At 69.1% G+C, this 22,797-nt stretch carries 24 protein-coding genes; 11 read left to right on the plus strand and 13 right to left on the minus strand.

Annotated features, from left to right (window positions below; genetic code table 11):
• Positions 1-54 precede the first annotated feature (54 nt).
• The 4 genes from MRBLMI13_RS06920 to MRBLMI13_RS06935 all read right to left on the minus strand — a co-directional run bounded on the left by MRBLMI13_RS06920 (position 55) and on the right by MRBLMI13_RS06935 (position 4,155).
• The gene (locus MRBLMI13_RS06920; RefSeq protein WP_367821401.1) at positions 55-924 is read right to left on the minus strand and encodes a dihydrodipicolinate synthase family protein; all 870 of its coding nucleotides are present in this window, start codon (positions 922-924) and stop codon (positions 55-57) included.
• A complete protein-coding gene (locus tag MRBLMI13_RS06925; protein WP_042536826.1) occupies positions 921-2,576 on the minus strand; it encodes a tripartite tricarboxylate transporter permease in 1,656 nt (551 codons plus the stop codon). The genes MRBLMI13_RS06920 and MRBLMI13_RS06925 overlap by 4 nt, the downstream gene beginning before the upstream one ends.
• Positions 2,573-3,109, minus strand: a complete 537-nt coding sequence (locus MRBLMI13_RS06930; protein ID WP_042536827.1) for a tripartite tricarboxylate transporter TctB family protein — start codon at positions 3,107-3,109, stop codon at positions 2,573-2,575. Before MRBLMI13_RS06930 ends, MRBLMI13_RS06925 begins: the two co-directional genes overlap by 4 nt.
• Positions 3,110-3,186: 77 nt before the next feature.
• The gene (locus tag MRBLMI13_RS06935; RefSeq protein WP_367821404.1) at positions 3,187-4,155 is read right to left on the minus strand and encodes a tripartite tricarboxylate transporter substrate binding protein; all 969 of its coding nucleotides are present in this window, start codon (positions 4,153-4,155) and stop codon (positions 3,187-3,189) included.
• Positions 4,156-4,317: 162 nt separating this feature from the next.
• Here MRBLMI13_RS06935 and MRBLMI13_RS06940 point away from each other — a divergent pair, with 162 nt between their 5' ends.
• Genes MRBLMI13_RS06940 through MRBLMI13_RS06955 form a run of 4 tightly spaced genes read left to right on the plus strand, consistent with a single transcriptional unit; the run spans position 4,318 to position 8,176 of the window.
• Positions 4,318-5,478 (plus strand): SpoIIE family protein phosphatase, encoded by a 1,161-nt coding sequence (locus tag MRBLMI13_RS06940; RefSeq protein ID WP_309691797.1) that lies wholly within the window; start codon positions 4,318-4,320, stop codon positions 5,476-5,478.
• A complete protein-coding gene (locus MRBLMI13_RS06945) occupies positions 5,475-7,436 on the plus strand; it encodes a glycosyltransferase family 2 protein (RefSeq protein ID WP_309691800.1) in 1,962 nt (653 codons plus the stop codon). Before MRBLMI13_RS06940 ends, MRBLMI13_RS06945 begins: the two co-directional genes overlap by 4 nt.
• Positions 7,420-7,752, plus strand: coding sequence for an STAS domain-containing protein (locus MRBLMI13_RS06950; protein ID WP_042536831.1), 333 nt, complete (start codon positions 7,420-7,422; stop codon positions 7,750-7,752). The genes MRBLMI13_RS06945 and MRBLMI13_RS06950 overlap by 17 nt, the downstream gene beginning before the upstream one ends.
• Entirely contained in the window at positions 7,742-8,176 is a 435-nt protein-coding gene (locus MRBLMI13_RS06955; protein ID WP_367821407.1) for an ATP-binding protein, read from the plus strand. The genes MRBLMI13_RS06950 and MRBLMI13_RS06955 overlap by 11 nt, the downstream gene beginning before the upstream one ends.
• A 49-nt stretch (positions 8,177-8,225) precedes the next feature.
• Here MRBLMI13_RS06955 and MRBLMI13_RS06960 read toward each other — a convergent pair whose 3' ends face one another.
• Together MRBLMI13_RS06960 and MRBLMI13_RS06965 are read right to left on the minus strand one after the other, a co-directional pair.
• The gene (locus MRBLMI13_RS06960; RefSeq protein WP_042536832.1) at positions 8,226-8,891 is read right to left on the minus strand and encodes a GntR family transcriptional regulator; all 666 of its coding nucleotides are present in this window, start codon (positions 8,889-8,891) and stop codon (positions 8,226-8,228) included.
• 74 nt (positions 8,892-8,965) lie between these two features.
• Positions 8,966-9,406: a DoxX family protein gene (locus MRBLMI13_RS06965; RefSeq protein ID WP_367821409.1), complete on the minus strand. Its 441-nt coding sequence runs from the start codon at positions 9,404-9,406 to the stop codon at positions 8,966-8,968.
• A gap of 205 nt (positions 9,407-9,611) precedes the next feature.
• On the opposite strand from MRBLMI13_RS06965, the gene MRBLMI13_RS06970 reads away from it, so the two are divergent.
• Positions 9,612-10,256 (plus strand): Pr6Pr family membrane protein, encoded by a 645-nt coding sequence (locus MRBLMI13_RS06970; protein WP_056374645.1) that lies wholly within the window; start codon positions 9,612-9,614, stop codon positions 10,254-10,256.
• A 53-nt stretch (positions 10,257-10,309) separates the two neighbouring features.
• Here MRBLMI13_RS06970 and MRBLMI13_RS06975 read toward each other — a convergent pair whose 3' ends face one another.
• On the minus strand, positions 10,310-11,731 hold the full coding sequence (locus MRBLMI13_RS06975) for an FAD-dependent oxidoreductase (protein ID WP_367821412.1): 1,422 nt from the start codon (positions 11,729-11,731) through the stop codon (positions 10,310-10,312).
• Between the two features lie 172 nt (positions 11,732-11,903).
• Between MRBLMI13_RS06975 and MRBLMI13_RS06980 the strand changes: the two genes are divergently transcribed.
• Entirely contained in the window at positions 11,904-12,305 is a 402-nt protein-coding gene (locus tag MRBLMI13_RS06980; protein ID WP_367821414.1) for a hypothetical protein, read from the plus strand.
• A gap of 22 nt (positions 12,306-12,327) precedes the next feature.
• On the opposite strand, the gene MRBLMI13_RS06985 is transcribed toward MRBLMI13_RS06980, so the two are convergent.
• The 4 genes from MRBLMI13_RS06985 to dnaK are packed head-to-tail and all read right to left on the minus strand — an operon-like array spanning position 12,328 to position 16,300.
• Positions 12,328-12,759 (minus strand): heat shock protein transcriptional repressor HspR, encoded by a 432-nt coding sequence (locus MRBLMI13_RS06985; RefSeq protein WP_042536837.1) that lies wholly within the window; start codon positions 12,757-12,759, stop codon positions 12,328-12,330.
• Positions 12,760-12,802: 43 nt separating this feature from the next.
• Positions 12,803-13,792, minus strand: a complete 990-nt coding sequence (locus tag MRBLMI13_RS06990) for a DnaJ C-terminal domain-containing protein (RefSeq protein WP_042536838.1) — start codon at positions 13,790-13,792, stop codon at positions 12,803-12,805.
• Between the two features lie 7 nt (positions 13,793-13,799).
• A complete protein-coding gene (locus MRBLMI13_RS06995; RefSeq protein WP_042536839.1) occupies positions 13,800-14,435 on the minus strand; it encodes a nucleotide exchange factor GrpE in 636 nt (211 codons plus the stop codon).
• Between the two features lie 2 nt (positions 14,436-14,437).
• On the minus strand, positions 14,438-16,300 hold the full coding sequence (gene dnaK, locus MRBLMI13_RS07000) for a molecular chaperone DnaK (protein ID WP_042536840.1): 1,863 nt from the start codon (positions 16,298-16,300) through the stop codon (positions 14,438-14,440).
• Between the two features lie 229 nt (positions 16,301-16,529).
• Here dnaK and MRBLMI13_RS07005 point away from each other — a divergent pair, with 229 nt between their 5' ends.
• The 4 genes from MRBLMI13_RS07005 to MRBLMI13_RS07020 all read left to right on the plus strand — a co-directional run bounded on the left by MRBLMI13_RS07005 (position 16,530) and on the right by MRBLMI13_RS07020 (position 19,883).
• Positions 16,530-17,282: a sirohydrochlorin chelatase gene (locus MRBLMI13_RS07005; protein WP_367821417.1), complete on the plus strand. Its 753-nt coding sequence runs from the start codon at positions 16,530-16,532 to the stop codon at positions 17,280-17,282.
• The gene (cobA, locus tag MRBLMI13_RS07010; protein WP_367821419.1) at positions 17,279-18,019 is read left to right on the plus strand and encodes a uroporphyrinogen-III C-methyltransferase; all 741 of its coding nucleotides are present in this window, start codon (positions 17,279-17,281) and stop codon (positions 18,017-18,019) included. Before MRBLMI13_RS07005 ends, cobA begins: the two co-directional genes overlap by 4 nt.
• Positions 18,020-18,160: 141 nt before the next feature.
• Positions 18,161-19,162, plus strand: coding sequence for an NAD(P)/FAD-dependent oxidoreductase (locus MRBLMI13_RS07015; RefSeq protein ID WP_414685963.1), 1,002 nt, complete (start codon positions 18,161-18,163; stop codon positions 19,160-19,162).
• Positions 19,163-19,196: 34 nt separating this feature from the next.
• On the plus strand, positions 19,197-19,883 hold the full coding sequence (locus MRBLMI13_RS07020) for a hypothetical protein (protein WP_367821423.1): 687 nt from the start codon (positions 19,197-19,199) through the stop codon (positions 19,881-19,883).
• 42 nt (positions 19,884-19,925) lie between these two features.
• Here MRBLMI13_RS07020 and MRBLMI13_RS07025 read toward each other — a convergent pair whose 3' ends face one another.
• Positions 19,926-20,387 carry a DUF3817 domain-containing protein gene (locus MRBLMI13_RS07025; protein ID WP_367821425.1) on the minus strand — a complete coding sequence of 154 codons (462 nt, stop codon included), beginning with the start codon at positions 20,385-20,387 and terminating at the stop codon, positions 19,926-19,928.
• Positions 20,388-20,457: 70 nt separating this feature from the next.
• Here MRBLMI13_RS07025 and MRBLMI13_RS07030 point away from each other — a divergent pair, with 70 nt between their 5' ends.
• Positions 20,458-21,375, plus strand: coding sequence for a helix-turn-helix transcriptional regulator (locus MRBLMI13_RS07030; RefSeq protein WP_079113735.1), 918 nt, complete (start codon positions 20,458-20,460; stop codon positions 21,373-21,375).
• A gap of 18 nt (positions 21,376-21,393) precedes the next feature.
• Here MRBLMI13_RS07030 and MRBLMI13_RS07035 read toward each other — a convergent pair whose 3' ends face one another.
• On the minus strand, positions 21,394-22,599 hold the full coding sequence (locus tag MRBLMI13_RS07035; protein ID WP_367821427.1) for an MFS transporter: 1,206 nt from the start codon (positions 22,597-22,599) through the stop codon (positions 21,394-21,396).
• Positions 22,600-22,797: the final 198 nt, after the last annotated feature.

Raw genomic sequence — 22,797 nt, forward strand, 5'->3', positions numbered from 1 at the left:
TCCATCCTGCCCCGGTCGGCTGTGAGGCGCCCCGCCCTGCCCCGGCGCACGCGTCTAGCGGTGCACCGCCACGACCCGCGCGACGGCCTCGCGCTCGGCATCCGTCGGCTCGGCGATCGCCATGCGGCAGTGCGTGTCGACGACGTCGAGCACGCGGTAGGCCTCCTTCATGCGCGCCATGTCGCCACCGATCAGCGACACGACGTCGTCGACGGCGGCCTGGGCTGCGGCGATCGCATCCGCATCCCCTGAGCGGCCGGCGTCGGCCAACGCGCGGAACGGCTTGGGAGTGACGGAGGAGACCCCTGAGACGACACCCTGCGCACCCGAGCGCACCGCAGCGATCAGGTCGCGGTCGGCGCCGGTATAGAGATCGAAGTCGGCCGGGACCGCAGCTCGGTAGGCGGCGATCTCGTCGAGAGACAGTTCGCTGACCTTCGCGCCCACGATGTTCGGCAGCGCGGCCAGGCGCGTGAGCAGTTCGACCGACACCGGATTGCCGCTGCGCGCCGGGTAGATGTAGACGTAGAGCCGGCCGTCGCCGACCGCTGCCGACAGCGCTTCGAAGTACTCGAAGATCGACTGGTCGGTGGCCTTCAGGTAGTAGGGGGTGAGGGCGGCGAACTCGGTCGCACCGAGGCCCTTCGCGATCTCGACCAGCCGCAGCGCCTCGAACGTGCTCGGCTGACCGACATGCACGACGACGCGCATGCGATCCTTCAGCTCGGCCAGCGCCGCCTCGACGATCGCGGCGAACTCGATCGCGTCGATCGCGGGGAACTCGCCCGTGGTGCCGAGGACGAACGCGCCCTCGTTGCCTGATTCGGCGACGAAGCGGAAGATCGCTCGCGATCCCTCGAGGTCGAGTGCACCGTCGCTGTGGAAGGCGGTCGGCACGGCGGTGAGGATGTCGTAGCGGGTCACTTCTCGTTCTCCTTGGAGTTCTTTCGGGTCTTTCGCGGGCGCCGCGCAGGAGCGTCGACGTTGCGGACGGTCGAGGTGAGCAGATCCGGGTCTGCGGCGAGTTCGCCGTGCGCCTTCTCGATCTGCTCGCGGCTCTCAGCGGGGAGGATCGACTCCGAGAGGGAGGCTCGCTCGGCGCGCGGGGTGCGGGCGGCTCGAATGGCCGGCATCACGATCGACAGCACAGCGAGCACGAGCAGCACGATCGCGATCGGGCTCACCACCTCGAAGAACGGACGCGTCGGCAGGATCGCCAGGGTGCGAGCGAGGTTCTCTTCGGCGAGAGGCCCGAGAAGCAGGCCGAGCACGATCGGGCCAGCAGGCACCTGCATCCGCTTGAGCAGCACCCCGATCACGCCGAAGACGAGCATGGTGACGACCGTCGAGAGACTGTTCGACGTCGCATAGGTGCCGATGATGCAGAAGATCAGGATGCCGCTCCACAGGTACGGCTGAGGCACATCGAGCAGCTTGACCATGCCCTTCATACGGACGAGGCTCAGCGCCAGCGAGAGCAGCGTCGCGACGAGCATGATGCCGACGATCGAGACGACCAGGTCGGGGCGGTTGGTGAACAGCGTGGGGCCGGGGGTGATGCCCCAGATGATCATCGATCCGATCATCACGGCCATCACCGAGTCGCCGGGGATGCCGAGGGCCATCGTGGTCGTGAGCGAACCGCCGAGCGTGGCGCTCGAGGCCGTGTCGGAGGCGGCGACGCCCTCGATCGACCCCTTGCCGAACATCTCGGGGTGCTTCGAGGCCTTGCGCGCGCGTTCCCATCCGATGAGTCCGGCGATGTCGCCACCGGCCGCGGGGATGAGCCCGACGCCGAGTCCGACAGCGCCGCCGACAGCAGTGGCGCGTCCGCTCTGCTTCAGCTCGGCCCTGTTCGGCCACCAGCGGCCGAGGCTCGAGATGGGCCGCACGTTCGACTTGCGGTAGGTGAGCAGCTGGTCGAACAGCTCGGCGATGCCGAAGAGCCCGATGATCACCGCGATGAAGTTGACGCCTTCGACGAGCTCGAGCACGCCGAAGGTGAAGCGCTGATCGGCCGTCGCCGCGTAGGTGCCGACGGTGCCGAGCATGAGCCCGAAGAGTCCGGCCAGGATGCCCTTGAGCATCGACTTCGACGAGATGCCGATCATGATCGAGATGCCGAAGACGACCAGGGCGAAGAGCTCGGGCGACTTGAAGTAGTCGCGGGCGAAGCTGGCGATCGGCACGGCTGCGACAGCGAACAGCACCAGCGAGGCGAGGATGCCGACGGCCGAGACGATCGCCGAGATCGTGAGGGCGAGACCGGCGCGGCCCTGCTTCGCCATCGGATAGCCGTCGAGGGTCGTGGCGATCGAGGCGGGCGTGCCCGGGGTGTTGATGAGGATCGACGGCACGCGGTCACCGAAGTTCGCGGCCACGTAGATCGTCAGCAGCACGGCGAGACCCTGGACGGGCTCGAGCGTGAGCGTGAATCCGGCGGCGAGCGCGACCGCCATGGTCGCGGTGATGCCGGGGAAGGCTCCGACCATGAAGCCGAGCAGCAGCCCGACGAGCATGTAGAGCAGGATCGAGATGTCGAGGAGCGAGTTCAGCCCCTCCATGAGCGCGTTCACAGGGGGATCCTCAGGAGCATGCCGAACACGACGTAGACGAACGCGGTGACGGAGGCGGAGTAGATGATCAGGCTCAGCCAGCGGCGGTGGCCGTAGAGGAGCATGAGAGCGGCCATCAGCACGGCGGCGGCCACCGGGAAGACCTCGATGCGGTACCCGAACAGGATGACGGTGCCCAGCGACCACACCGCGATGAACGCTCCGGTGATCGCGAGGGTGGCGACGACCCTGACCACACCGCCGGGCTGGATGCGGTCGAGATCCTCGCGCCCCGGCGCGGGCCGGGTGACGGCGAGCGCCAGGATCGCGAGCGAGATGACGACCGCCGTGACGGCGATGACCATCGGCCAGAAGCGCGCGTCGATCTGACCCGGGAGCGCTTCGCGGCGCAGCGGGATCTGCGTCGTGAGGAAGAGATACCCGGCGCTGAAGGCCAGGGCGACGGCCCCGAAGACGATCTCGAGCGGTCTGGACGCGGGTGCGCCCTGGTGTTCGTCCTGCTCGACCGCGGATGTGGCATCGGCGTGGGACATGGTGCTCCTTCCCTGGTCTGACGTTCGGCGACTGGCTGCGGGGCCGGCGTGGCGGCCGGCCCCGCAGTCCGGGCCGGTCAGCCCAGGAGGTCCTTGAAGAGGTCGAACTGCTCGTCGACGAACGTCGTCCACTCGGCGGAGTCGCGGTAGACCACGAGGTTGCCGGCGTCCTTCTGGAACTGCTGGTAGGTGTCGGACTCGACGGCCTCCTTGACGGCTGCCTCGAGCTCGGTCTTCACGTCGTCCGGCAGACCCTTCGGGGCGTAGATGCCGCCCCACCCGCCGAAGACCACGTCTTCGCCGATGGCCTCGTCGGCCGTCGGCACGTCTTCCGCATCGGGGTGACGCTCATCGTTCAGGACGGCGAGGATGCGCACGGCTTCGCCCTGTGCGAGAGCCTCGCCGAGGCCCGACACCGCGGCGACGGTCTCACCGGAGGCCGCGGCCGCCACGGCCGTGGCCCCACCGTCATAGGGCACCGGGGTGAAGTCGGCGCCGGTCGCGTCGCCGAGGCCGATCGTCGCGGCCTCCCAGATCGAGCCGGCTCCGGAGTTGGCGACGGTCACCGCGCCGGACTCCGCCTGCGTGACGAGGTCTTCCAGCGTCTCGATCCCGCTGTTGGCGCCGACCGTGACGACGCCGGGAGCCAGCATGATCTGACCCAGGAGGTCGAAGTCCTCGGGCAGGACGTTCGCGCTCTGCGTGGTGTTGAGCATCGCGATCTCGACCGGGGCGAACCCGATGACGTAGCCGTCGGGGTCCTGCGCTCCGACGTACTCCATGGCGAGCGCACCTGCGGCGCCCGGCATGTTCTCGGGGATCACGCTCACGCCGAGGATGCCCTCGAGTTCGGTCGCGAGGGCGCGGGACGACAGGTCGGATCCCCCACCGGGGTTGGCCTGGATGATCAGGCGGATGTCGTTCTCCGGAAAGGTCGACGCCGCTTCCTCCCCCTCTTCGACCTTCGTGCAGGCCGACAGGACGAGAGCGGTGGCGGCGACGGCCGCGAGGGCGGCGGCCGCCCGGGTGATGCGCTTGTGGGGCATCTTTGCTCCTCTACGTGGGTCGACCTTGTTGTCGACTCCCCGACCGTACCAGTGTTGACTGTTAACAGTCAACACTCTTGCCCTGTGCGCCTCCCGCGAGGCTCACTGTCCGCACCGCCCTCCAAGATGCCAGTATGAGAGCAGCTACGAGGGAGGCGGAGCATGTTCGACGAGCTCAGAAGACAGCAGGCACTGGAGGAACTCGGGATCCTGGACACCCCCCGGGATGAACGAGTCGATCGCGTGGCCCGCCTGGCGAAGCAGATGTTCGGCGTGCCGATGGTGAGCGTCTCTCTGCTCGACGGCGACCGCCAGTGGCGCAAATCCGAGATCGGCCTCGGCGGCGACGAGGCCCCGCGGCAGGATTCGTTCTGCGACTACACGGTCGGCCAGGACCGCACGGTCGTGATCGAGGATGCCAGCGCGACGGAGACGTTCGCCACGAACCCGTTCGTTGTCGGTGACCCGCACCTCCGGTTCTACGCCGGCCACCCGCTCCACGCACCCGGCGGCGAGCCCGTCGGCACGCTGTGCGTGCTCGACACGGAACCGCACTCGTTCTCGGAGGCGCAGCGCGGCCTGCTCCGCGACCTCGCCTTCTGGGTGCAGAGCGAGATCGCCTCCGACGTCGAACTCGATCAGGCCACCCTGATCCAGAGCGCCCTGCGCCCGCAGTCCATCCCCACGATCACCGGATACACGGTCGCGGGCGGCGGCGCCTCGCGCGGGCGCCTGGCGGGGGACTTCTACGACCTGCGCCTCCACGACGGGGCTCTGCGCATCACCCTCGCCGATGCGATGGGCAAGGGCACGGGACCCGCCATCGTCGCGGCCGGAGTGCGCGCATCGCTGCGCACGGCACCCGAACGCAGCATCGCCGAAGCGATCGCCGACGCCGACCGCCTTCTCGAGGAGGACCTCTCGGAGACGACGATGTTCGTCACGGCCGTCCATGCCGAGCTCCAGCCCGAGACCGGCGACCTGGAGGTGATCGATGCCGGTCACAGCCTGGCGTTCATCCTGCGCAGCGACGGCTCGTGGGAGCACCTTCGTTCGACCGGGCTGCCACTCGGAATGGGCGCCGCACTGCCCGACCAGGGCGCTCGGGAGTCGCGGCGCACCCGCCTCGAACCCGGTGACGCGTTCGTCTGCTGCAGCGACGGGCTGCTGGACGTGCTCGACGCCGATGACCCGTTCGCCCACGTGGCCAGAGTGCTCGACACCCTCGGCCCCGACGGGGCGATCGGCGAGGCGCTCCGGCTCATCTCGGACGACAGGGCGACCGACGACATCACCGTGGTCGTGGTGAGGCGCGACGCATGACAGCTCGCTTCGCCGCGATCCGGGTGATCGCTGTCCTCTCGGTGCTGCTGGGAGTGAACTACGTCGCCTGGCGGTGGCTGGAATCGGTCAACTGGTCGGCGTGGTGGATCGCCGTGCCTCTCGTGGTCGCCGAGACCTACAGCCTGATCGACACCTTCCTCTTCTGCCTGACGATGTGGCGAGCGAAAGAGCGCCCGGCGCCCGTCTCGCCGCCCCAGGGCACGGTCGACGTGTTCATCACCACGTACGACGAGCCGATCGAGCTCGTGATGACGACGGCCCGCGCCGCACGGGGGATCGCCTACCCGCACACGACCTGGATCCTCGACGACGGGGCCCGCCCCGAACTCGAGCGGGCGGCTCGCGAGGCCGACATCGGCTACCTCACCCGCTCCGACGACTGGACGGGCAAGCCGCGCCACGCCAAGGCGGGCAACCTCAACAGCGCGCTGTTCGAGACCGACGGGGAATTCCTCCTCATCCTCGACGCCGACCAGATACCCGACCCGCTGATCCTGCACCGCACCCTGGGGTATTTCGCCGACGATCCCGAGGTCGCCGTGGTGCAGACCCCGCAGTGGTTCGTCAACGTCGACGAGGCCGACCCTCTCGGCAGCCAGGCTCCGCTGTTCTACGGCCCGATCCAGCAGGGCAAGGACGGCTGGAACGCGGCGTTCTTCTGCGGATCCAACGCGGTGCTCCGTCGTGACGCCCTGATGCAACTGGGCATCATCGGCTACGTGCGCGAGGTGACCGACACCGCGGCCCGCGCGCTGCGCACGTCGGAGACCCTGATCGAGAAGGAGATGCGCTCGGCATCCGATCCGGAACTCCGCCGCGAGCTCTTCGCGCTGCACGTGGCGATCGGCCGGGGTCGTCGCGATCTCGCCGGCGGCGCCCCCGTCAGGGAGGTCGCGGACGCCGTGCTCGCTGCGGTGCACAACGCGTCGGTGATCCTCGTCGCGAAGGACCTCGCGGGGATCCGAGCCGATCTCGCAGAGCTCGGCTCGCTGCCGATCGCACACGACGCGCAGCTCGATGCGATCGTGGTCGACGAGGTGGGACTCACCGCACTCGCCGACTCCGACCTCTCCCCCATCAACGCGCTGGATGCGGTCAGGGCACTGCTCGACGCGCTCCGGCTCGATCGAGGCGACGAGGCGCAGCCGATCCTCCCCCTCGCCACGATCTCGGTGACCGAGGACATGGCCACGGCCATGCAGCTGCACTCGCTCGGCTGGCGCAGCGTCTATCACCACGAGATCCTCGCCAAGGGCCTCGCCCCCGAGGATCTGCGCACGATGCTGACGCAGCGACTGCGCTGGGCGCAGGGCACCCTGCAGGTCATGCTGCGCGACAACCCGCTCGCCAAGCGCGGACTGTCGATCGGTCAGCGGCTGATGTACTTCGCCACGATGTGGAGCTACCTGTCCGGGTTCGCCGCTGTGGTCTACCTCACGGCGCCGGTCGTCTACCTCGTCTTCGGCGTGCTGCCGGTCACCGCCTGGTCGGTCGACTTCTTCGTGAGGTTCCTCCCGTACTTCCTCGTCAACCAGGTGCTGTTCCTCGTGGTGGCCAAGGGGCTGCGAACGTGGAGGGGGCAGCAGTACTCGCTCGCGCTGTTCCCTGTCTGGATCCGCGCCTGCTGGTCGGCGTTCGCCAACGTCGTGCTCCACCGCCCGCTCACATTCGCCGTGACACGCAAGGACGGACGGGATCCACGAGGGGTGCCGTGGCGGGAGATCTGGCCGCAGCTGACGGCGATGGTCGTGCTCGGCATCGCTCTTGTGATCGGTGTGACCCGGGTCATCATCGGCACCGGCGACGGGACGGGCACTCTCGTCAACACGGTGTGGGTGCTGTACGACCTCGTCGTGCTCAGCGTCATCATCCAAGCCGCCCGCTACCGCGGACCGGCCCGCACCCTCGAGGAGGAGAACCATGGATCTCAGAACTGACATCAGAGACGGCTTCGCCGTGATCGCCCTGTCCGGCCGCCTCACCGCGACAGGAGCGCCCCTGCTGCGCAAGGCGGTCAACGACCTCGTGGCCGGGGGCGATTCCCGGATCGTCATCGACATGACCGACCTGCAGTTCGTCGACTCCTCTGGTCTCGGCGCTCTCGTCGGCGGACTCAAGAGCGCCAGGGTCGCGGGCGGCGATCTGCGCATCGCGGCAGTGCCCGAGGCGGTTCGGACGGTGCTGCACCTGACCAACCTCGACCGCGTCCTGCTCGACCACCCCACGCCCGAGACGGCGTTCGATGGGCGCTGACCGGCGCACCGCGCACGTCGCCGGCCTCGCTGGGCCCGCCTTCGTCGAGCACGTCCTCGACGCCCTCGACGCGCTGTGGGAGGCGTCTCCGCACGTGGCCCCGGAAGACCGCACGCTGTTCGCGCTGGCGGTCAGCGAGGTGTCCACGAACATCGCCGCGCACGGCGAGGCCGAGGGCGAGCCGGATGCCGGCATCACCGTCGAGGTCGACATCGCGGTGGCCGACGATGAACTCGTCGCCACCTTCGTCGACACGGCCGATCCGGCCCGGATCGACTGGGATGCGGTGGCGATGCCCGGCGTCGACAGCGAGAGCGGACGCGGTCTGGCCCTCACGACGGCTGTGCTCGACGACTTCGAGCACAGCGTCGATGCGACCGGCAACACCTGGGTGCTGCGACGCCGTCTCACACCGCACGCCTGAGCCCGGCGCCTGGCGCCGCGCGGCAGCCGCTGTCAGGCGGCAGCCGCAGTCAGGCCGGCCGGTCGGCCAGTTCGCTGAGCATCCGATCGCGCGCGCCGTCGAGGTGCGCGGTGAGCACTGACGCCGCCTCCTCGGGCGTGCCTGAGCGCATCACGTCCATGAGCTTCATGTGGTCGTCGGAGGACTCGTGAAGGTCGTCGTCGTGGTTGATGGTGACCTCGAGGAGCGACGCGAAGGTCGGCAGATACTGACTCCACGCACCCTGCAGGCGCGGATGGTCGGCCAGCACGTAGATCTCCGAATGGAACTCGAGGTCGGCGGCGACGAACGCCGCATGGTCGCCCGCGTCCGCGGCCTGACCCATTCTCTCGACGGCGGCCGCCATCGCCGCCCAGCGCGCGTCGTCGTCGACTCTCATGGCACGTGAGAGCGCGAGCTGCTCGAGAGCGCCGCGCAGACTGTAGAGCTGATCGACGTCATCCTGCGAGAGACCCGTGATGTACACCCCGCGCGGACGCTGCACTTCGACGAGCTTCTCGAAGCTGAGCTGGGTGAGGGCGTCACGGATCGGCCCCCGGCTCACCGAGAACTCCTCGGCGAGCGCCTCTTCGGTGATGCGCGCGCCGGGCGAGAGCTCGCCTCGGACGATGCGCTGACGCAGGACCTGCGCCACCTGTGCGCCGAGGGACTCTCCGCGCTTGACGGTCTGTGTCACGGTGACCTCCTGTTAACTGTTGACAGGATACACACCGGCAGAGGGGGCGTCCCGTGGAACGCCCCCTCTGCTCGTCAGCTGAGCCAGGCGGGCACCCGGCCGCGCAGGAAGGCGCCGTCGAGCGAGAAGCGCCCAGCACCCGTGAACGCGAGAGCCAGCGCGGCTGCACCGAGCACGGCGACGAACTCGTATCCGCCTTCACCGACCCAGAGCCCCGCGGCGAGGTGCACGAGGACCAGCGCCACGACCATGTCGATCGCGAGCAGGATGCCGGCCAGGCGGGTGAAGAGGCCGAGGACCAGCAGGATTCCGCCGATCAGCTCGACGAAGGCGACGAACGGTGCCGCGATCTCGGGCATGGGGACCCCCATGCCCGCGAAGCTGCCGATCGTGCCGGGGATCGTGTATTCGAAGATCTTCTGCGCCCCGTGAGCGGTGAAGACGGCGCCGACCACGATGCGCAGGACGAGGAGTCCCAGCGAGGCGGCGGCGGAGGGGGCGGTGGTGTTCGTCATGAGGAGGTGTTCCTTCGTGGCAGGACACCGCGCGCCAGGCGCGGAGCAGGGGCTATCCCTCCTTCCACGCTATTCAGACGACTTTTCCGTCTCCTGTGCGCAGCTCGTCGCAGCCCCGCTCGCCGCGCCTTCCGTAGACTCGCCGGATGGGAGATGCGCCGTCTGGACGACGATGCGCACAGCCGGAAAGGGGCACGAGGCGAGAGTGAGGGCACGATCGGCGTTCGGCGTGCTGCGCTTGGCCACGGCCGCAGTGTGCACCGTCGCGCTCGTGCACCGGCTGTTCTGGGGCCTGAGCTCCCGATCGATCGCGGGAGAGAACTTCTTCGCGTACCTGACGGTCCAGTCCAATTGCGCGCTCGTGGTCGTGCTGCTGATCGGTGCGGTGCTCGCCTTCATCCGGGCGACGGATCCTCGCTGGTTCACGGTCGCGCTGGCGCTCGTGCTCACCTGGACGATCACGGCCGGACTCGCCTTCGCGCTGATCGTCTGGCAGGCGGGGCTCCGCGGCATCCGCGTCGACGTGCCATGGTCTGATCAGGTGCTGCATTTCTGGCTGCCGGCGTGCACCGCCCTCGCCTGGGTGCTCACACCGGGGCACCGCGGCGTGCCCTGGTGGGTGGTGCCGACGGCGCTCACCTTCCCGCTCGCGTGGGGCGGTGTCACGATGTGGCGCGGGCCGTCTGTGGGGTGGTACCCGTATTACTTCCTCGACCCCCGACAGGTATCAGGGCCTCCCGAGTTCCTGCTCACCAGCGGGGTGGCGCTGGCGATCTTCGCGCTCGTCGCGACGTTCATCGTGCTCGTCAGCCGGATGCGGCGACGCGGCCAGGAGCGCCCGGAGGTCTGAGCCCGCTGCGGCCGGTGGGAGAGTCAGGCCGGTGCGAGTCAGGCTCGGGAGAGTCAGGCCGGTGCCGTGAGGAACGGTGCGAGCGAGGCGATCGCCGCCTCGAGCGCCTTCTGCTCGCTCATCTCGGCGAACGTGGCTGCTGCTTCTCCGCCGACGATGCCCACCACGACGTTCTCGCCCGTGGCCGGTGCGAGGTTGATCCAGGTGCGGATCAGCGCATCGCCGCCGACGACGTGCCAGAGCGTCGCAGCGGACTCGGCGTCAGCACCCTCTTCGGCGTCGCCTTCAGCGTCGCCTTCGGGCTCGGGTGCCGACACGATCAGAGGATCGTCGAAGCGCAGCCAGACCGTCTCGATGAGTCCCATCCCGAGCTCGGCGATGGCACCGCGATGACCGAAGGGCAGCGCCGGAGCGAACTCCACGCCCTCGCCCTTCAGCACTCCGAGCGGCACCGTGATCAGGACTCGGTCGAACGACAGCGACTCCCCCGAGGCGATGCCGAGGCTGACGCCGGCGTCGTCGTAGGCCACGCGACTGACGGGCGATGAGAGGCTCAGCTTCGCGCCCTCGAGAAGCTCGTCGATGGCCGGGGTCAGGTCGCCGAGAGGTGCCACCAGCTCGTCGGTGGGAAGCCGAGGGGGGAACCAGGTCGACTCGTCGGAGGCATCGGCCCCCGATGCGGCCGCGATCGAAGCGAGCAGCGCCGCGAGTGCCGGCTCGTCAGGATCAGCGCCCGCTGCCGTCAGCGCATCCTCGAGAGACGAGTCGGTCGGCCCCTGCTGGGCGGTGACGATCGCCGCCTGCACCGGTTCGATCGGCACCGGCTCGACGTCTCCGTCAGTCGACCGCCACAGCGAACCCGAGATCGGAGCCGTCCGGATGTCGCGGGCGTTGAGGGTCTCGAGCAGGACGTCGTCGGACGAGCCGAGCAGCCAGCCGCCCAGTTGCGCGGGGAAGGGCCAGGCCGTGTCGTCGACCACCGAGTGCACGCGTCCGCCGATGCGGTCGCGCGCCTCGAACACCGTGACCTGCAGCCCCTCGGCGATGAGTCTGGCAGCGGCGGCGGCACCGGCGAGACCTGCGCCGACGATCGCCACGCGCTCACCGCTGTCGGCGGCGCGAACGAGCTCGTCAGCGGCTCTATCACCGGATCGGAGCGCGGCGGCGATCGTGCCCGGCGCCTCGACGTCGGTCGCTTCGCCCGAGAAGAAGAGCCGGTCGTCGATCGGCTCGGCCAGCGCCTCGCGGGCCCTCGCCTGGGTGCCGACCGGAGTGAAGCTCGCAGCGCCGAGCGCGAACGGGTCGGTCGTCCACGAGCTGCGGGCGAACGCGGCGGGGGTGATCGCACCCGCGGTCGGCTTCGGAGTGGGCGAGCGATCGGGCGTGGGCGACGGCGCCGGCTCGGGCGTGCAGGAGGCCAGCAGGACTCCCAAGACACCGGCTCCGGCGCCCATCAGCAGTGTGCGACGCGTCATCCTCATCGTGTCGCAACGATACCGCGCGCGGGTGGCCGACGTGTGCGAGGACCCCTCCTGCACAGACTCGCCTGCCGCTCGATCTGCCCCCACGCCTGCGGGATCATCGCGGTCGGGCCTCGTCCGATCACACAACACTGCCATTCTGGCGCGACGTTCACAGGATGGAGTCATGACGATGAACGAACCTCAGATCTGGACACTCATCGCGGTGTTCTCCGCGACGATGCTGGGGGTCGTGACGGTCATGACCACGCGGTTCAGCAGAGTCATCCGGGCTGAGATCGGCCGTCTCGACGGCAGGCTCACCGGACAGATCAGCGGGCTCGAAGGAATGCTCACCGGAAAGATCGAGGCACTCGACCATCGACTCAGCGGCAAGATCGAGGCACTCGACCACCGGCTCAGCGGACAGATCGAAGCACTCGACCACCGGCTCAGCGGACAGATCGACTCGCTCGAGTGGCGGCTCAACGGCAGGATCGACGCTCTCGACTCGAAACTGACCGCGCGCATCGACACGCTCGACAAAGAGGTGGCCGACATCGCAACCCGATTCTTCGGTGCCGCCTAGCAGTCGTTCAGTTCGCCGACTATCAGCTGCGGCCGCTGCCCGGGTGCCAGAGCACGACCTCGGCCGAGCGGCGGATGCGGCGGCCACTGGGCACCGGAATGACGCCGGCGGATCCCGCGGCGAACACGCGCATGCCCGGACGGTTGTCGCGCTCGGCGCGCAGCGCGGCGTCGAGTTCGGCCACGCGGCTGCGCAGCATCCGGTTCTCGTCTTCGAGGTCGAGGACACGCGCGATCGCCGGAAGGCTCATGCCTTCGGATGACAGCTGGGCGACCTCGCGGAGCTGTTCGATGTTGCGGGTCGAATAGCGACGAGAGCCGCCGGAGGTGCGACCGGGCACCACGAGCCCGATGCGGTCGTACTGCCGCAGCGTCTGCGGGTGAAGACCCGAGAGCTGGGCGGCGACGGCGATCGCGAACACCGGGGTGTCGGCGTCCACGCGCTGGTCAGCCACAGTGGATCACCTCCTCCTCGGTGTTCGCGTTCGTCATGATCTTCTAGCGCCGTGCCTTCGCCATGAGGTCGGCACGCGGGTTCTCCGCCGGCTCCAGCGACTGGAACTTCTCCAGTGCCTCCCGAGCGGCCTCGTCGAGGTGCGACGGCACCGCAATCTGCAGCTCGGCGAGCAGGTCGCCCGTGCCCTTCGAGGTGGCGACGCCGCGACCCTTGACGCGCAGGACGCGTCCGGACGGCGTGCCAGGTGCGACACGGAGCTTGACCGTGTCGCCGCTGAGCGTCGGAACCTCGATCGTCGCGCCGAGTGCCGCCTCGGTGAAGGTCACCGGCACGACCACGCGCAGGTTCAGCCCCTCGCGGGTGAACACCGGATGCGGTCGCACCGCGATCTGCACCACGACGTCGCCGTTCTCCCCGCCATCGGGCGAGGGACGACCACGTCCGCGGAGTCTGATCTTCTGCCCGTCGGCGACACCGGCGGGGATCTTCACCTTGAACGGCTTGCCGTCGTCCCCCTGCAGGCTGATGGTCTCACCCTGCACGGCTGTGGCGAAGTCGAGCGTGGTGCGCGCCGTGACATCGGCGCCCTTCTGGGGGCCGCCGAAGCCGCGGTATCCGCCGGAGGTCTGGCCGAATCGACCGGAGCCGAACGGGCCGCCCTGACCCTGGTTGAACATCGCGAAGATGTCCTCGAAGTCGGCGGACTGCTGCTGCCCGCGCCCCTGCTGCCCGAACCGGCTGAAGACGTCTTCGAAGCCGCCTGCTCCCGCACCGCCCGCCGTGAAGCGTGCGCCCGAGCCCATGGCGCGGATCTCGTCGTACTCCTTGCGCTGCTCGGGATCCGAGAGCACCGAGTACGCCTCGCTGATCTCTTTGAACTTCGCCTCCGCCTTCTCGTCACCCTGATTGGAGTCGGGGTGGTACTTGCGAGCGAGCTTGCGGTAGGTCTTCTTGAGATCAGCGTCGCTGACGTCCTTCGAGACCCCGAGGATCTTGTAGAAGTCCTTGTCGAACCAGTCCTGGCTAGCCATCGATCACCTACTCTGCGGGTACGGCGACGACGACCTTCGCGGGACGCAGCTCGACGTCACCGAGGCGGTAACCCACCTCGACGACCTCGAGCACCGTGGTCTTGTCGGCGCCCGGGGTGGGCTGCTGGAAGATCGCCTCGTGGCGCTGCGGGTCGAATTCCTCGCCCTTCTCACCGTACGAGACGACACCGAGACGCTCGACGACCGTGCGCACCTTGCCGGCGATCACGGCGAAGGGCGTGCCTTCGACCAGATCACCGTGCTGAGCGGCGCGATCGAGATCGTCGAGCACGGGGATGAGGCCCTTGGCGGCCTCGCCCTTCGCGCGCTCGATCTCGACCTGACGCTGCTCTTCGGTGCGTCGGCGGTAGTTGGCGTATTCGGCCTGGAGCCGCTTGAGGTCGTTCAGCAGCGCGTTCTCGGCGTCGGCGATCGCGGCATCCCCCGCAGCGGCCTCAGCCGTCTGGTCGGCGTTCAGGATGTCGTCGATCGTGAAGTCCGCGTCGTCAGAGCCCTCCGCAGCCCGGGCCTCATCAGAGTCCGGGTTGTGCGGCGCGGGGCCGGATGCCTGAGCATCCGACCCCTCGCTGTGACCTTCGGCGGGCTCAGGAACCTGATTGTCGTCGAAGTTCTTGTCCGTCATGATTACTTCTTCTCGTCCTCGTCGTCGACGACCTCGGCGTCGATGACGTCCTCGTCGGAGGAGCTGTCATCGGCCGGAGCCTCGCCCGCGGCGTCGGCGCTCGGGGCGCCCTCCGCCTGGGACTGTGCGTAGATGGCCTCGCCGATCTTGCCCTGCGACTGGTTCAGCTTGTCGAACGCGGTCTTCACGGCCTCGTCGTCTTCGCCGGCCAGAGCCGTCTTGAGAGCGTCGACGTCGGCCTTGACCTCGGTCTTCACGTCCTCGGGCAGCTTGTCGTCGTTCTCGGTGATCAGCTTCTCGATCGAGTACGCGAGCGTCTCGGCCTGGTTGCGGACCTCGGCGGCCTCGCGGCGAGCCTTGTCCTCAGCCGCGTGCTCCTCGGCCTCGCGCACCATGCGCTCGATGTCCTCCTTCGACAGCGACGAGCCGCCGGAGATGACGATCGACTTCTCGGTGCCCGTGCCCTTGTCCTTGGCGGACACGTGCACGATGCCGTTGGCGTCGATGTCGAACGTGACCTCGATCTGCGGGATGCCACGGGGAGCCGGGGCGATTCCGGTGAGCTCGAACGTGCCCAGCGGCTTGTTGTCGCGGGTGAAGTCGCGCTCGCCCTGGAAGACCTGGATCGCGACGGACGGCTGGTTGTCGTCTGCCGTGGTGAAGGTCTCGCTGCGCTTGGTCGGGATGGCCGTGTTGCGCTCGATGAGCTTGGTCATCATGCCGCCCTTGGTCTCGATGCCGAGGCTGAGGGGGGTGACGTCGATGAGCAGAACGTCCTTGCGCTCGCCCTTGAGGACACCGGCCTGGAGGGCGGCGCCCACGGCGACGACCTCATCGGGGTTGACGCCCTTGTTGGCCTCCTTGCCGGTCTCGCGCTTGACGAGCTCGGCGACGGCGGGCATGCGGGTCGATCCACCCACGAGCACGATGTGGTCGATGTCGGCGACCTTGATGCCGGCTTCGCGGATGACGTCCTCGAACGGCTTCTTGGTGCGGTCGAGCAGGTCCTTCGTCAGGTCCTCGAACTTCGCGCGGGTGATGGTCTCGCTCAGCGACACCGGGCCCGACTCGGTCAGCGACAGGTACGGGAGGTTGATGCTGGTGCTGGTCGAGGAGGAGAGCTCCTTCTTGGCCTGCTCCGCAGCCTCCTTGAGACGCTGCAGGGCGATCTTGTCACCCGAGACGTCGACGCCGGTGGTCTCCTTGAACTGCTTGATCAGGTGGTCGACGAGGCGCTGGTCCCAGTCGTCACCGCCGAGGCGGTTGTCACCCGCGGTGGAGCGCACCTGGATGGTCGAGAAGTCGTCGTCCTTGCCCACCTCGAGCAGCGAGACGTCGAACGTTCCGCCACCGAGGTCGAAGACCAGGATGAGCTCGTCTTCCTTGCCCTTGTCGAGTCCGTATGCCAGAGCTGCGGCGGTGGGCTCGTTGATGATGCGCAGGACGTTGAGGCCCGCGATCTCGCCGGCCTCCTTGGTGGCCTGACGCTCGGCGTCGTTGAAGTACGCGGGGACCGTGATGACGGCATCCGTCACCGTGTCACCCAGGTAGGACTCGGCGTCGCGCTTCAGCTTCTGGAGGATGCGCGCGGAGATCTCCTGCGGCGTCCACTTCTTGCCGTCGACGTCGAACGTCCAGTCGGTGCCCATGTGGCGCTTGACGGACGCGATGGTGCGGTCGACGTTCGTGACGGCCTGGCGCTTCGCGGTCTCGCCGACGAGCACCTCGCCGTCCTTCGTGAATGCGACGACCGAGGGGGTGGTGCGGAAGCCCTCGGCATTGGCGATGACCTTCGGCTCGCCACCCTCGAGGACGCTGACGACGGAGTTCGTCGTACCGAGGTCGATTCCAACAGCACGTGCCATGTGATTCTCCTTAGTTGCTGAGGTTGATGTGGGTCTGGAAATCCGGGGCGACCAGGGAAACCTGAGTCGCGATGGCTCAACTGTACTCCGACCTCCGGACGCTGTCAAATAAAGTTGATACGAGCTGGCTCAACTTTTGAATCGGACGCCTCGACACCGCACATCCGCACCTGCGTCGAGGCGAGGATCTCGAAACACCGCCGTCACACGGCTCACCTAGAGTCCCTGCATGAGCCGCCCCATCCTCCTCGCCGTGTCGCACGGCACCTCGGATGCCGAGGGAGCCCGCGCCATCGCCGATCTGGTCGGCGCGGTCGCCGCAGCGATGCCCGAGGTCGAGGTGCGCAGCGCCTTCGTCGACGTGCAGCAGCCCGATGCCGCCGACCTGCTGCCGACGATCGACGGGCCCGTCGTGATCGTGCCGCTGCTGCTCTCGCGCGGCTTCCACGTGCATCACGACCTGCACGGCATGGCGGCGAAGAAGGCGGATGCCGTGGTCAGCGCCCCGATGGGCCCCGACCCCCGGCTCGCCGAAGTGCTCGCGGAACGGCTGTCCGAGACGCTCTCGACCGTTGCCGACTCGACGCACACCGAGGATGCGCCCGTGATCCTCGCCGTCGCCGGCTCGCGCGACCCCGCCTCGCTGACGGATGCCGAAGCCATGGCGTCTCTTCTCTCGCTGCGGCTCGGCAGAAGGGTCGAGCTCGCCTACCTCGCCGCACGCGAGCCCGACCTGCCCCATGCGCTGCGCGAGCACCCCGACGCGGTCGTCTCGACGTACCTGCTCGCCCGCGGCTTCTTCTTCGACCTCACCCTGAGGCAGGCGCCGGGCCGACGCGTCACCGCGCCCCTGCTCGACGGCACGACCGTGCCGCAGCCGCTGATCGACCTCGTCATCACCCGATACGAGGAGGCGTCGGAGCAGCTGCTCACCGCACAGTCCCCCGGGGCCGCACTGACTCCCGAGCCCGCACAGTCATGACCCTCGGCACGGTCACCCTGGTCGGAGCCGGACCCGGCGATGCCGGCCTGCTGACCCTGAGGGGGCTGCGCGCCCTGCAGCAGGCCGATGTGATCGTGGCCGACCGCCTCGGAGCCCGCGCCGTGCTCGCACAGCTCGCCGACGAAGGAGTGCAGCTCGACGCCGAGGTCATCGACGTCGGCAAGCTCCCCGGTCATCACCCGGTGCCGCAGGACGGCATCAACGAGCTGCTCGTCTCGCTGGCCCAGCAGGGCCGGCGTGTGGTGCGGCTCAAGGGCGGCGACCCCTTCGTCTTCGGACGAGGGCGCGAGGAGCAGCTCTTCTGCGAAGCCGCCGGCATCGCAGTCGAGGTCATCCCGGGCGTCACGAGCGCAGTGGCGGTGCCGGGTCTCGCCGGGATCCCCCTGACCCAGCGCGGCATCGCTGAGACATTCACCGTGGCCAGCGCCCACGACCAGATCGAGGCGCTCGGGGGCGGACGCGACCACACCGTCGTGCTGCTGATGGGAGTGAACACGCTCGGGCATTCCGCGCATGTGCTCGCCGCGGGGTCGCGCGGCGCCGACTGCCCGGTGGCCATCATCGAAGACGGGTTCGGTGCCCGACAGCGAGTCACGGTCGGCACCCTCGGCACGATCGCCCACCTCGCCGCGGTTCGACAGGTGCGATCCCCCGCGGTCGTCGTGGTCGGTGACGTGGTCGCGCTCAGCCCGCACGCCGGGACCAGCCCGAGTTAGGCGACCCTCAGTCAAGAGGTGGCAGACTGTCGTCAGCGGACCGATTCTCGCCCGATGAGCGCGTCCGTCGGCGGCGCCGCCATGGTCGGCGCATCCGCGCCCGGTCACACGGCGGTCACCGCTCTTCTCCGGGGAGCGCGAATGACTGACACGGACACCTACGACGTGCTCGTGATCGGCGGTGGCCCTGCGGGGCTGTCCGCCGCCCTCAACCTGGGCCGTTCGCTCATGCGCGTGCTGGTGGTCGACGCCGACCGTCCGCGCAACGCCGCCACGCTGAACTCGCACGGCTTCCTCACCCGTGACGGGGTGGCCCCGCACGAGCTGCGCCGCATGGCCCGCGACGAGCTCGCCGCGTACCCGAACATCGAGGTGCGCACGCGCGTCAGGGTGCTCGAACTCCGCAGATCGGCTCCCACGGCGGATGCCGGGACGGATGCCGAGACGGATGCGGGAACAGGTTCGGGAACAGACTCGGGAACGGATGCCGGTTTCACGGCATCCGTCGGCCGCAAGGACCCGACCGACGTGGTGACCGCTCGGAGCGTGCTGCTCGCGACGGGCCTGCGCGAGACCCTTCCCGACGTCCCGAATCTGCGGGGCTTCTACGGCATCAGCCTGTTCAGCTGCGCCGCATGCGACGCGTGGGAGCTGCGCGGGCGACGACTCGCCCTCATCGGAGAGACGCCCGACCTCGCCGACCGCGCCCGTCTCATCTCGCGCTGGACCGAGAGCCTCACCGTCTTCACCCTCGGCGCAGACACGGTCACGGCCGCGGAGGAGGCCGAGCTCGCCTCCACGGGGGTCGCCGTGCTGCGGTATCCGATCGCCGAGCTCGTCGGAGACCGCGGGCGCATCGAGGCGATCCTGCTGACAGACGGCACCGTCGTCGCGGTCGAGGGCGGTTTCGTGCGACCCGAGTGGCAGACCGATGTGTCATTCCTGCACGGGTTCGCCCCCGCCATCGACCACGACGGGCACCTCGTCACCGATCGGTCGGGCCGCACCGACATCCCGGGGCTCTATGCCGCCGGTGATGCGGCGATCCCCGGCCCCCAGCAGCTGATCGTCGCAGCAGGCGCGGGCGCGAGGGTCGCGTCGGTCATGGTGCACGATGCGGTCGGCATCGCCACGGCGCACTGAATCAGCCGGCATACCGGCGACTAGGCTGACCGGCATGACGCGCATCTCGCAGGCCCCGCAGCTCGTCCGCCTCGCCGCCCTCTCGGTGATCGCGCTGGCCGCGCTGCCGCTCAGCGGCTGCCTGTATGCGCAGATCCCCGTGAACGTGCCGGATGGCGACGGGCCAGAGCCCTCCCCGACCGCGATCCCGTCCGAGCAGCCCTCGGACGAGCCCTCCGGCGACCTGCCATCGACCATGACCTTCGCAGACGGTGCCGACATCCCTTCGGAGGCGTACATCCAGTGGGGCGACGGGCTCATCGCCGACGACGGCTGGAAGATCGTCAAGCCGGACGACGGCAACGGAGGCTGGACGTACGGCACGGTCGACGACACCTGCACGGCCCAGTTCTGGCAGGGGCTGATCCCCGATGTGCCGACCGTGGCCGGCGACGACAGCGTCAGCTCGGATGCCATGCTCGCCGTCATCCTCGGCGAAGCGGACGCCGCCGCGATCACCCCGCTCGCGACGACGGGGTCGTTCAGCTATCAGGTCGGCGGCAACGCCGACGTCGAGAACCGCCAGGTCGTGGGCGAAGAGGGCGAACGCCGATGGGCGATGGCCGCACGGGCCTTCACCGCGACGGGTGTCGGACTCTACGTGATCGTCGACTGCACCGGTGGCGACCTGCAGGCGACGATGGCCGAGGTCATCGACAGCAACGCCGTCGTCATCCAGTGACGCCGGCCGCCCGGCATCCGCTCTGCTGACGCCGGGAGGAGATCACTTGCCGCCCGGCGGGCCCACGAGCAGCAGGATCACGTACAGCGCGACGATGCCGACGACGAGCAGGATCGCCAGCACCCACGGGCGGCGCAGGAACCAGCGCATGAGCCTGTCGTACCAGCGCGCATCGCGCGGGTCCTGCGTCTGCTCCAGCCGCCACTCGCCGGCCAGGCGGCCGGTGCGATGCAGCCAGATCTCCATGGGAATGGTCGCGTAGGGGACGATGGCGCTCGCCACGGCCAGGATCGCGACGCCGAGGTGCCAGCGCTGGTTGAGCGCGACGAGCACGGCGGTCGCCGCGTACGCGAGGAACACGAACCCGTGGATGCCACCGCCGATCGTGACGACGATTCCCGGCGCACCTGTGGCACGGGCGATGATCGCCGAGATCAGGATGGTCCAGGTGATCGCCTCCGCGATCGCGAGAACTCGGAACAGGCGGTCGGGTGTGCGGAACACGGGACTCCTCGGGTGGGGGTCCGTCCAGCGTATCCGGAATAGCTATGCGCCCCCGGGTGTTGCCGAAGGCATGGTGACCGTCGACTCCGCAGCCCTCGGGCACGTGCTCGACTCCGTCGACCTCCGCGTCGGCATCGCCCGTCGCGTCGCCCTCGCCCCAGGCGGGCTCCTGCCGATCCCCTCGGGTTCGGCCACCCTCGTCTACATCGCCTCGGGCTCGGTGCACGGGCATCCCCCGCTGACCACCGGATGCCGCCTCGACGTCGACCCCGCAGCGCAGATCGTCGCGGTGGACGATCGCCCGCTGCACGCGAACCTGGTCGCCGGAGACGCGTTCCTGACGCTCGGCCGCTCGTCGATCGCCCTCGAAGCCGACGGGGTGACCGACCTCGTCGTCGTCGACCTCGAATTCTCCGACAGCGCCGCGATGATCGCCGCGCTCCTTCCCGATCCGATCACCGTCATGTCGTTCGCCGCGCTGGAACCGGCCGCAGCCGCACTCGCCGGAAGCATGGGCCCCACCGATCCCACGACCTGCCCGTCACGCCAGGGCGACCCGGTGATCTGCCGGATGATGGCGCAGACCGTGCTGCTCTCGGTGATCCGCGCATGGGCCGCCAACGGCTGCGCGCCGGCCGGCTGGCCCTCCGTGTCGAATGACCCGTTCCTCGACCGCGTCGTCGAGGCCATCCATGAGCAGCCCGGCCGCGACTGGACGGTCGAACGCCTCGCGAGCGTCGGCGCGATGTCGCGCTCGGTGTTCGCCGAGCGATTCCGCAGCGCGATCGGCCGCTCGCCCGCCGACTACGTCACCGAGGTGCGCGTCGACGCGGCGAAGCGGATGCTGAGCGAGGGCCGCTCGGTCAGCGAGACGTCGCGCGAACTGGGCTACGCCTCCGACGAGGGCTTCAGCCGGGCTTTCCGCCGCCGCACGGGGATGACTCCGTCGGTCTGGCGGGCGACGCAGCTCACCGCCGTCCCTGCCTGAGCCGGCCCTGCCCGCCGCTCAGGCGCGCTTCGCCGCCGCGACGCTCCTGCGGTTCGACATTCCGAAGAGCACTGCGCCGACCAGCAGGGACGCGGCCCCGAGCACGTAGACGAACTCGACATCGAGGGTGTCGACGAGCAGTCCGCCGACTCCGGCGGCGATCGTGATCGCTCCCTGGAATCCCACGACCACGAGGCTTCCGCCCGCCTCGAGCCGGTCGGGCGAGCGATGCCCCACCCACGTGTTGATCACGAGCAGCCACGAGGAGAAGAAGAAACCCCAGACCAGCACGACGATGCCGATGCCGAGGACCGACCCCGAGAGGAAGATCATCGACAGCACCGACGCGGCGATCACCAGGGGGGCGAACACCGCGAAGAAGCCGAAGGTGCGGTCGATGAAGAACCCGAGCCCGAGGTTGCCGGCGAGGCCTCCGAGCCCGAAGAGGGCGAGAAGCAGGATGATCGTCGACGGCTCGATCTCGGGGATGCGTTCGAGCGCGAGTCGCACGTACGTGTAGGCGAGGAAGTGACCGAGCACGACGAGCACGTGCCCGACCATGCCGAGCCCGATGCCGGGACGACGCAGCGTGTCGACGAGGAGCCAGATGCTGGCGCCCTGCTCGGCCGGGACCGACGGGAGCATGAACCGCAGCGCCACGGCGAGCAGCACCATGAGGACGCCCGCGATCGCGAACACGGTCTGCCAGTCGACGATCTCGCTGAGCATCACACCGAGGGGCACTCCCGCGACGGTCGCGAGCGACACACCCGCGGAGGTGAACATGACGCCTCGCCCGAGGTGCTCCGGGCCCGCCAGACGCACGGCGACCGTGATCGACATCGCCCAGAAGGCGCTGATCGCCGCACCCAGCAGGAACCGCGCGAGCAGCACGATGATCAGGTTGGGCGCGATCGCGACGATGAGGTTCGACGCGGCTGCGGCGAGCGCCATCCAGACGAGCAGCGAGCGCCGGTCGAGACGGGGGAAGATCAGCCCCACCGTCGGCGCCACGATCAGACCGACGAGCGCGGTGACCGTGACCGTCTGCCCCGCCTGCCCTGGTGTGACGCCGAGGGCGTCGGCCATCTCGGTGAGCACGCCGTTGGGCAGGAATTCGGCCGTGACGAGAAGGAACCCCATCAGCATCAGCACGATGAGTCCGCCGTAGCGGATGCTCTCGGTGCGGGCGGTCGTCACGGGTACGGGCGCGGTCGTGGTCATGGTTCAACACTCCCAGGCGCGGAGGCCGGTCGCCCGACGCGGCGTCCAGGGCATCCGACCATTCGTCCGGACTGCGATGAGACCGGGAGATCCGGGTCTGGACAGCATCCGCCCGCGCCCCCTAGGCTCGACGACGCACCGGGTTCTCCCGGAAGGCCAGAGCGAGAGGAGTGGATGACATGAACACCGTCTCTGTCG

Source organism: Microbacterium sp. LMI13-1-1.1 (assembly GCF_040815625.1).
Taxonomy (GTDB): Bacteria; Actinomycetota; Actinomycetes; order Actinomycetales; family Microbacteriaceae; genus Microbacterium; species Microbacterium forte.

Bases quoted from the DNA above. Each gene is read 5' to 3' on its own strand.
- MRBLMI13_RS06935 (WP_367821404.1), bottom strand. From the start codon at position 4,155: ATGCCCCACAAGCGCATCACCCGGGCGGCCGCCGCCCTCGCGGCCGTC.
- MRBLMI13_RS06955 (WP_367821407.1), top strand. From the start codon at position 7,742: ATGGGCGCTGACCGGCGCACCGCGCACGTCGCCGGCCTCGCTGGGCCC.
- MRBLMI13_RS06950 (WP_042536831.1), top strand. From the start codon at position 7,420: ATGGATCTCAGAACTGACATCAGAGACGGCTTCGCCGTGATCGCCCTG.
- MRBLMI13_RS07015 (WP_414685963.1), top strand. From the start codon at position 18,161: ATGACTGACACGGACACCTACGACGTGCTCGTGATCGGCGGTGGCCCT.
- MRBLMI13_RS07020 (WP_367821423.1), top strand. From the start codon at position 19,197: ATGACGCGCATCTCGCAGGCCCCGCAGCTCGTCCGCCTCGCCGCCCTC.
- MRBLMI13_RS06965 (WP_367821409.1), bottom strand. From the start codon at position 9,406: ATGACGAACACCACCGCCCCCTCCGCCGCCGCCTCGCTGGGACTCCTC.
- MRBLMI13_RS06990 (WP_042536838.1), bottom strand. From the start codon at position 13,792: ATGGCTAGCCAGGACTGGTTCGACAAGGACTTCTACAAGATCCTCGGG.
- MRBLMI13_RS06930 (WP_042536827.1), bottom strand. From the start codon at position 3,109: ATGTCCCACGCCGATGCCACATCCGCGGTCGAGCAGGACGAACACCAG.
- MRBLMI13_RS06995 (WP_042536839.1), bottom strand. From the start codon at position 14,435: ATGACGGACAAGAACTTCGACGACAATCAGGTTCCTGAGCCCGCCGAA.
- MRBLMI13_RS07035 (WP_367821427.1), bottom strand. From the start codon at position 22,599: ATGACCACGACCGCGCCCGTACCCGTGACGACCGCCCGCACCGAGAGC.
- MRBLMI13_RS06975 (WP_367821412.1), bottom strand. From the start codon at position 11,731: ATGACGCGTCGCACACTGCTGATGGGCGCCGGAGCCGGTGTCTTGGGA.
- MRBLMI13_RS06945 (WP_309691800.1), top strand. From the start codon at position 5,475: ATGACAGCTCGCTTCGCCGCGATCCGGGTGATCGCTGTCCTCTCGGTG.
- MRBLMI13_RS06980 (WP_367821414.1), top strand. From the start codon at position 11,904: ATGACGATGAACGAACCTCAGATCTGGACACTCATCGCGGTGTTCTCC.
- MRBLMI13_RS07005 (WP_367821417.1), top strand. From the start codon at position 16,530: ATGAGCCGCCCCATCCTCCTCGCCGTGTCGCACGGCACCTCGGATGCC.
- MRBLMI13_RS06940 (WP_309691797.1), top strand. From the start codon at position 4,318: ATGTTCGACGAGCTCAGAAGACAGCAGGCACTGGAGGAACTCGGGATC.
- cobA (WP_367821419.1), top strand. From the start codon at position 17,279: ATGACCCTCGGCACGGTCACCCTGGTCGGAGCCGGACCCGGCGATGCC.
- dnaK (WP_042536840.1), bottom strand. From the start codon at position 16,300: ATGGCACGTGCTGTTGGAATCGACCTCGGTACGACGAACTCCGTCGTC.
- MRBLMI13_RS07030 (WP_079113735.1), top strand. From the start codon at position 20,458: ATGGTGACCGTCGACTCCGCAGCCCTCGGGCACGTGCTCGACTCCGTC.